At 56.7% G+C, this 8,365-nt stretch carries 5 protein-coding genes and 1 pseudogene; 5 read left to right on the forward strand and 1 reads right to left on the reverse strand.

Annotated features, from left to right (window positions below; all coding sequences use genetic code 11):
* The coding region (locus tag IEX16_RS19710; protein ID WP_268236625.1) for a beta strand repeat-containing protein at positions 1-2,337 on the reverse strand (2,337 nt) is incomplete at its 3' end.
* A gap of 315 nt (positions 2,338-2,652) precedes the next feature.
* On the opposite strand from IEX16_RS19710, the gene IEX16_RS19715 reads away from it, so the two are divergent.
* The 5 genes and pseudogenes from IEX16_RS19715 to IEX16_RS19735 form a co-directional block, all read left to right on the forward strand.
* Positions 2,653-4,398: a type I secretion system permease/ATPase gene (locus IEX16_RS19715; RefSeq protein WP_188710271.1), complete on the forward strand. Its 1,746-nt coding sequence runs from the start codon at positions 2,653-2,655 to the stop codon at positions 4,396-4,398.
* The gene (locus tag IEX16_RS19720) at positions 4,395-5,453 is read left to right on the forward strand and encodes a beta-barrel domain-containing protein (protein WP_188710272.1); all 1,059 of its coding nucleotides are present in this window, start codon (positions 4,395-4,397) and stop codon (positions 5,451-5,453) included. Before IEX16_RS19715 ends, IEX16_RS19720 begins: the two co-directional genes overlap by 4 nt.
* Positions 5,454-5,472: 19 nt before the next feature.
* Positions 5,473-6,774: a TolC family outer membrane protein gene (locus IEX16_RS19725; protein WP_229676464.1), complete on the forward strand. Its 1,302-nt coding sequence runs from the start codon at positions 5,473-5,475 to the stop codon at positions 6,772-6,774.
* On the forward strand, positions 6,771-8,000 hold the full coding sequence (locus IEX16_RS19730) for a glycosyltransferase (RefSeq protein ID WP_188710273.1): 1,230 nt from the start codon (positions 6,771-6,773) through the stop codon (positions 7,998-8,000). The genes IEX16_RS19725 and IEX16_RS19730 overlap by 4 nt, the downstream gene beginning before the upstream one ends.
* Positions 8,001-8,025: 25 nt before the next feature.
* Positions 8,026-8,301, forward strand: a pseudogene (locus IEX16_RS19735) (IS3 family transposase); the annotation flags it as partial.
* Between the last annotated feature and the right edge of the window lie 64 nt (positions 8,302-8,365).

An 8,365-nucleotide genomic window follows, 5' to 3' on the forward strand; every position in this document is an offset into this window, starting at 1 on the left:
GCTGAAGAAATAGTCGGCGGTGTCGACGCCATCGCCACCGGCCAGCGAATCGTCACCCGAGCCACCGGCCAGCGAATCGTCACCCGAGCCACCGGTCATGTAGTCATTTCCATCACCGCCTACAAGGGAGTCGTTGCCGGTATCGCCGCGCAGCTGGTCATTGCCCGCGCCGCCTTCCAGGCTGTCGTTGCCGTCAAACCCGGTCAGTGTGTCGTTGCCACCCAGGCCTTCAAGCCGGTTGGCTACGCTGCTGCCGCTAATGGAGTCGTTGAAATCGCGGCTACCGCGCACGTTTTCGATGTTGAGCACGGTGTCAAATCCACCGTAACCGTCCGCGCTGGCGAAACTGGCCCCAAGACTGACGTTGACCGCTGAGGTGGCGCTTTGGTAGTCCACCCGGTCGGTGCCGCCCATACCATTCATGGTGTCATTGCCCTCGCGTCCTTCGAAGGATTCGAAGGCTGCACTATTGCTGCCTGCCATGAAATCGTTGAACGCCGAGCCGCGCACGCCTTCGATGTTGCGCAACACATCGGTACCACCCTGGCCGTCGCTGGCGGAACCGTCCGCTGCGCCATTGAGTGTCACGGATACGCCAGCCGTGGAGCTGGTGTAATCCACGCGGTCGTAGCCCTGGCCGCCATCAATGGTGTCATTGCCGGCCCCACCGCGGAAGACTTCCGCCAGTCCGTCACTAATGGTGATGCCGTTGGCCGCGTTGCCGCCGATCAGGCTGTCATTGAACCCCGAACCAAATACGCCTTCAATGTTGCTCAGCGTGTCGGTGCCCACGCCTGCGCCAGTGGCTGTGCCCGTGACCAGATTAACCGTGACGCCAGCGGTGGCGCTGTCGTAGCGAACAATGTCAAAGCCGCCCCGGCCGTCGATGGAGTCGTTGCCACCGCGTCCTTCGTAGAACTCTGTGAAGTCTGTTCGGTCAGAGCCGAGCAAGGTGTCATCAAAGTTACTGCCCCGCACCTGGTTGAAGTTGAGCAGGGTGTCGCTGCCAACATTGCTTCCCACAGCGCCTACGGCTGTGCCCGCGATGAAGTCAACCGTGACGCCTGCAACGGTGGCGTTGTGGTATGCAACGCGGTTGCCGTTAAGTCCGTTGAGCGTGTCCGTCATGGTGCCGCCGTCAAGGATGTCGTTGCCAGCGCCGCCTTCGATCTGCTCGAAAATCAGCGCTGTGCTTCCGGTAATGACGTCGTTGAAGCCTGAACCCTGGATCAGGTTAATGTTCATCAAGGTATCAGTGCCAACTGAAGCGTTCCCGGTGGCTGTACCGCTGCCCGTGCTGCCGTCGCCGGTGATGCCCGCAAGATTGATGGTGACTCCGGAAGTTGCAGCGCTGTAGCTGGCTAAGTTGTAATCAGTGCCATTGATCCGGTCCAGCGCTATGCCGCCATCCAGTGTGTCGTTGCCAGCACCACCAATCAGGGTGTCGGCGCCTCGATTCCAAGCGTCGATGCCCTCGTCCCCGAGCAGAATGTCGTCACCGTCACCGCCACTAAGCGTGTCGTTGCCGTCACCGCCACTAAGTGTGTCGCTGCCCCCCAAGCCGCTGATATTGTCATTGCCGCCACTGCCTTCTATGTAGTTGGCGTTCGCATTGCCGGTCAGTGTGTCGTTGAAGTCATCGGACCCGATGATCCCGTCGAAATTGACGATGGCGTCGACGCCATCTCCGCCGCTGACACTGTTGGTTGAAAGGTTGACCACGACCGCGCCTGACGCGTCGCCGTAATAAAGAGTGTTGTAACCGGCGCCCCCGTCAAGGCTGTCTGCGCCGCCGCCGCCGCCAATGAATTCGTCACCTGCCCCCCCGGCAATAGTGTCGACAAACGCGGAGCCCAATACTGCATTCATACCCGAGAGGATGTCGTTGCCTGCTGCGCCCGAAGCCAGGCCTGTGGCCAAGCTGACATTGACGCTGCCACTGGCCGAGACGTAGGAGGCGACATAAAGGCCACTCCCGCCTCCGCCCACCAGGGAGTCATTACCGAGCCCGCCTTCCAGTAGCTGGTCGAAACCGGCGGAAGCTGCGGTGAGTGTGTCGTTGTGATCCGAACCTACGACGTGCTCAAAGCCTGATAGTGTGTCATTGCCAAAGCCGCCGCTGCTCAATCCCGTTTGCAGGTTGACCGTGACGGCCGAGGGGGCGCCAGCGTAAGTAACCGTGTCCCAATCATCTGAGGAGATGTCGCCACCGCCGACCAGATGGTCATTGCCCAACCCTCCGTTGATGAGGTCATCGCCGCCAAGGCCATCAATGGTGTCATCTCCTGCCGTACCCACCAGTGTGTCGTGGAAGTTTGTGCCGTTGATGATTGCCATGTGTCATTCCCCTAAAGTCGGTTGGTTGTTGGCTGCGTGTGCTTTGACCGCAAAGCCTGTACACAAATTACACTTTAATACTTTAACTGACAAAATCAAAATGCGCCACGCAGGTATTTCAAGATTCACCCCATAAATGTGGGGTGGCCTTTCTGGCGTCCTCTGTAATATGTCGCCAACAGTCTTTACAAAAGACACATAAGGTAACATCATCGGCCGCTTAGGTAATTCGTCAGCTTATACAAGCTCCGGCCTGCGCAACAGCGGTAATCTCACCGGCTCTGGTGTTAATAAAACTGTAAATTTCAGTCCCTGATGGTCAAACACCCTGCGCAACCAATCGCAACCAATGAGCTCCGTGACGTGCTGGCGGCCTACGCGGGAGCTATACGCTCGGTGGCCATCTTCAGCATGGTGATTAACTTGCTTTTGCTTACACCGTCGATCTACATGTTGCAGGTGTATGACCGAGTACTCCCTAGCCAGAACGAATACACCTTACTGATGCTGACGGGGATGGTTTTGGGGCTATATCTCTTTTCAGCGCTGCTGGAGTACGTCCGCAGCGTGATCGTGATACGCGTCGGGGAGCAAATGGACGCAAAGTTGGGCCGCAGGCTGCATGCCGCTGCGTTTGAACACAACCTGCGCCATGCAGGCGGCAATGCCGGCCAAGCGTTACAGGACCTGACGACCTTGCGTCAGTTCGTTACGGGTAACAGTCTTTTTGCCTTCTTTGATGCGCCGTGGTTCCCCGTCTATCTGATCATCATCTTCATTTTCAACACCACCTTGGGCCTGTTTGCGCTGTGCGGCACGTTCCTGCTGATCGTCTTGGCGTGGCTGAACGAGGTCTGGACGCGTCAGCTGATGGCAGAGGCCAGCTCGGCAGCTATTGAATCGGGCAGTCTGGCCACGAACAGCCTGCGTAACGCGGACGTGATTCAGGCCATGGGAATGCTTCCTGGTTTACAGCGGCAGTGGCAACACATTCATGCGCGTTTTGTCCGATTGCAATCAGATGCCAGCCAGCGTGCAGCGGTTATTTCAGCGATGACACGATTTGTCCGCGCAGCCCAGCAGTCCATGGTGCTGGGATTGGGCGCACTTCTGGTCCTCGAAGGCAGTATCTCAGCAGGGATGATGATTGCCGCCTCAATACTGGTCGGCAGGGCACTCAGCCCCGTGGAGCAGGTCATCGGCGCGTGGCGCCAATGGAGCGCCGTCAAGAGCGCACACATGCGAATCTCGGAGCTGCTGGCGACTTACCCGGCAATGCAGCGGGGAATGGCTCTACCAGCGCCAAAAGGGCGTATCGTGCTGGAAGCAGTCACGGCGATCCCGCCAGGTGCAGAGACCCCAGCGCTCCGTAACGTGAGTTTTGAACTTGCACCAGGCGATGCGCTGGGTGTGGTTGGCCCCAGTGCCTCAGGCAAGTCCACTCTGGCTCGACTGCTTGTGGGAATTTGGCCGTCCACAGCAGGACAGGTTCGCCTGGATGGTGCTGACGTCTACCTGTGGGACAAAGAAGAACTTGGCCCCTCCATTGGCTATCTACCCCAAGACATTGAATTGTTTGCTGGAACGGTCAGCGAAAACATCGCCCGCTTCGGTGAAGTTGACAGCAAAAAAGTGGCTGCTGCTGCTCAAGCCGCGGGCGTGCATGACTTGATACTGAAATTGCCGAAAGGCTACGACACACTTCTGGGGGATGGCGGAAACGGTCTTTCGGGGGGACAAAAACAGCGCCTTGGACTGGCCCGAGCGCTTTATGGCGATCCGGTCCTTCTGGTCCTCGACGAACCAAACTCCAATCTTGACGAGGCTGGCGAAGCCGCTTTGGTTGCGGCCATCATCCAGCTGCGAAGCAAAGGAAGTACGGTAGTGCTTGTGGCGCACCGCGGGCAAGTTCTCAAAGCCACCAATAAGCTGCTGGTGCTGCGAGAAGGGGTAGTTCAACTGTTCGGGCCGCGTGACTCGGTCCTGAAAACCCTGACGCAATCGGCACTTTCGCCGGGCGCTGTGCAAGCAGTTTCAACTGAAGCGGCGACTCATCCATGATCGATCTTCAACACCACAGCGGACACCCTGGCGACGCGTCGGCATCGCCTCGCTCAATTGCCGTTCATTCAAGAGCAGGATGGTTGGTCATGCTCTTGGGAGTTGGAGGGTTTTTCCTCTGGGCCTTTCTTGCCCCACTGGACAAGGGGGTACCGATCAGCGGTTTTGTTGCGTCAGATGGAAACCGCAGAAGCGTCCAGCATCCCACGGGTGGCATTGTCGAAAAAATGCTCGTGAAAGAAGGCGATGCAATCGTGGCAGGGCAGGTCGTGGCACTGATGAATTCGACCCAGGCGAAATCAAACCTCGATGCGGCCAAAGAAACGATCCAGGGTTTGCAGGCACAAATCAGGGCGCTTCGCGTTTCACGAGAAGCCAAGTTGAAACAGTCGCGCATCCTTGCACAGCAGATTCGCAGCGTTGACGATTTGGTACGTGAAGACTTTGTGCCTCGTAATCGATTGCTCGAGCTTCTAAGACAAGCAGCCCAGATTGAAGGAAACATCGCCGATGATGACGGCAACATCGGCCGATCAGAAAAACAGATCAGCGAACTGCAGCAACGGATGGTGGCGTACGAATTCGAGATTGCCAACGCCACCGTGAAAACGTCCGCCACCGGGGTCGTCCAGGCCATCTCCGTGTTCAATGCTGGCGCGGTGATCAGTTCAGGCCAGAAAATCATGGAGATAGTGCCCAAAGACGCTGCACTTGTAGTGGAAGGACAGGTACCGACCCACCTGATCGACAAGGTTACGCCCGGTCTGAATGTTGAGCTGATTTTTACTGCATTCAATCAGGCCAATACACCACACATACCAGCCACAGTGACGTTGATATCTTCGGACCGGTTTGTCGACGAGCGCTCTGGCGCACCGTATTTCAAACTCAAGGCAGAGGTGACGCCTGAAGGCATGAAGATGCTTAGTCAGGGGCTTTTGCTTCGTGCAGGCATGCCGGTAGAGTTGTTCATCAAAACGGGCGAGCGCACTTTGATGAACTACCTCTTCAAGCCCATGATGGATCGATTTCAAAGCGGACTACGTGAGAGCTAAGCGGTCTTCGAATCGAGCAGTGCTACTGGCTGCGCTACTTTGCTGCTCTTCGGCTGCATGGGCGGAGCGCCTGAGTCTTTCTGCCGCACTGGACGCAGCAAAGCTGTATGACCCAAGATACCAAGCTGCCCTGAGGGATTTCGAAGCGAGCCAGGAGCTTGGGGTGCAGGGAAAAGCCGCGTTAGGGCCTGACGTATCGCTGGCGGCATCTGGTGCGCAGAATCAACTCGGGCAGACAGTTGGCGCAAGCTCACGCACTATCAACTATCAAAGCGCCAGCTTGGTAGTACAACTCAGACAACCCATCTACAACGCTGAACTAAGGGCACGCAGCCGCGAGGGCGAGGCCCGCTCCCGCCAGGGGGCGGCGGGTCTGGCTGAACAAAAAGCCCAGTTTTTACTGCGCCTGATGGAGGCCTACGCAAATATCCTGCTGGCAGACGAGCTGTTGGCCACGGCTTCAGCGGAGTCGGAGTCGCTGGATGAGAGACTTCGCGCGGCCCGGCGGCTCCGCGCGCGAGGAGAGGGAACTGTCACGGAGGAGCTGGAGGCCAGTTCACGACTGGCGATTGCAAGCGCAAGATTGCTTGAGGCGCGTGATGGGCGTCAGGATGCCATCGGAAGACTACAAATGATAGTAGGCCCCTCAATATCCATTGAGCCAAAGTCACTCGACAGTCAACTCAAGCCAGTGCATTTATACCCGGTTATGGTGAGTGAATGGGAGGCACTTGCCCTGGCTCACAACCCGAGCATCGAAGTGCGTAGACACGCACTGCAGGCCGCTCGCGAAGTATTGGATCGAATAGGCGCCGCCCGGCAACCGAGGATTGATTTACTCGTCAGCGTCTCAAAGGCGGACTCGGATTCGATCAACACCGTCAACCAGTCCAGTCTTCAAAAATCTGTAGGGGTGCAACTCAATATGCCCCTCTTTGACAACGGACGTAGTGACTCCCAGGTGAGGCAAGCAGTGGCAGCTGCCGGAACAGCTCAAGCCCAGCTTGATTACACCCGCGATTCTGTTCTTGCAGAACTTAGACAAAATTACCGCGCACTGATTAATTTGGAGCAAAAAATAAAAGCCTATGCGCATGCTCTTGAGTCAGCAGTCATGCAAATTGAGGCTACGCAGAAAAGCGTGAAGGGCGGAATTCGGGTGACACTGGATGTGTTGAATGCCCAAGCACAGCGCTTTTCAATTCAGCAGGAACTGACGAAAACCCGATTCGATTACTTCAAGGCGTGGTTCCAGCTTCGGGCTGCGGCAGGAATTCTGGATGAACCGGATATCGCGATGATTGACCAGCGGCTGAAATGAACATTCTTTTTGTTCATCAAAATTTCCCTGGTCAGTTCAAGCATCTCGCGCCAGCTCTGGCTTCAGCAGGGCATCGGGTGGTGGCACTGGGCGTCAATCCAATCAGGGCACCGCTGGCTGGCGTGCAGCACATGCTGTACGAACTTCGAGCTCAGGCTGACGCCATCACGAACAAGACGCCCCCCGCACTAAAGGAGCTTTATTCAAAAATGGCGAGGGGGGAGTCGGCAGCGAATGCAATGGTCCAACTAGCAGCACAAGGGTTCGTACCCGATGTCGTCTATGCCCACCCCGGGTGGGGAGAAGCGCTGTACGTCAAAGATGTTTTCCCAAGGGCGCGACTGCTCATTTACGCTGAATATTTTTATGGTGCGCCAGGTGGAGATGCAGATTTTGACCCCGAGTTTAGCCAGCCCACCCGTGATGCCCGGCAGCGAACGACCATCAAGAACACCCACCTGCTGCATGCACTGAACGCGGCTGATGCGGCGCTCTCACCCACTGAATTTCAGCGCAGTCAACATCCATTTTGGAGTCAGGGTCGCATCAGGGTCATCCACGATGGAATTGATTCAGACCGGTTTCGCCCAGATACCAATGCATCAATTATGTTTGGCTCGAACGCAAAGGTCATGCGTCACAGCGACGAGGTGATCACATTTGTGGCCCGAAACTTGGAGCCGTACCGCGGGTACCACACCTTCATGCGCGCCTTGCCAGCATTGCTTCGCCTTCGACCAAATGCACACGTCGTGATCGTCGGCACCGACGGACTCAGTTATGGTTCGGCACCTCCTGGCAAGATCAGCTGGAAGGAGATTTTTTTGGGCGAGGTTTCAGATCAGCTCGATAGTCAGCGGGTTCGCTTCGTTGGCGCTTTGCCACACAAGACATTGACCCAGTTGCTGCAAGTATCTTCAGCCCATGTTTACCTGACTTATCCGTTTGTGCTCTCGTGGTCTCTGATGGAAGCCATGAGCATTGGCGCGCTGATCATCGGATCACGCACTGCGCCAGTGCAGGAGCTGATTGAGCACGGCAAGAATGGATTGCTCACAGATTTTTTTGATGCGCAACAATTGGCCGAAACAGTGGCCGAGGCCTTGGCCAACCGCCCTCTCGCGACGTCTTTGCGCAGCAACGCCCGAAAAACCATTGTGGAGAAATATGACCTGCGTAGAGATTGCCTGCCAGCACAACTAAAATTCGTGACGCAAGCGGCCTGAACCGGCGAGTTGGTCTGGCTGACAGGAGTACGGCTGGCCCAAGATGTGGAAGGAACTGGTGGCACGTGGCATCCGGGTGGGTAAAGAACGCGTGCGACGCATGATGAAAGAGCACGGCATCAAGGCCAGGGGCAAGAGGAAGTTTGTCGTCACCACCGACAGCAAACACAACCTGCCTATTGCGGCAAACCTGCTGCAACGCAACTTCACCGCCAGCGCACCCAATCAGATGTGGATGGGCGACATCATCTACATTGCGACCGACGAGGGTTGGTTGCATTTGGCCGTGGTGTTGGACATTGACCTGCCCCCCATAAACCGTACCAGTCATTTTTCCAAGAAGTCCATCAACCCGGAGAATGATG

This window comes from Polaromonas eurypsychrophila (assembly GCF_014641715.1).
In the GTDB taxonomy this organism is placed as follows: domain Bacteria; phylum Pseudomonadota; class Gammaproteobacteria; order Burkholderiales; family Burkholderiaceae_C; genus Polaromonas; species Polaromonas eurypsychrophila.

Coding starts and splice junctions, on each gene's coding strand:
- IEX16_RS19715 (WP_188710271.1), top strand. CDS start 2,653: ATGGTCAAACACCCTGCGCAACCAATCGCAACCAATGAGCTCCGTGAC.
- IEX16_RS19720 (WP_188710272.1), top strand. CDS start 4,395: ATGATCGATCTTCAACACCACAGCGGACACCCTGGCGACGCGTCGGCA.
- IEX16_RS19730 (WP_188710273.1), top strand. CDS start 6,771: ATGAACATTCTTTTTGTTCATCAAAATTTCCCTGGTCAGTTCAAGCAT.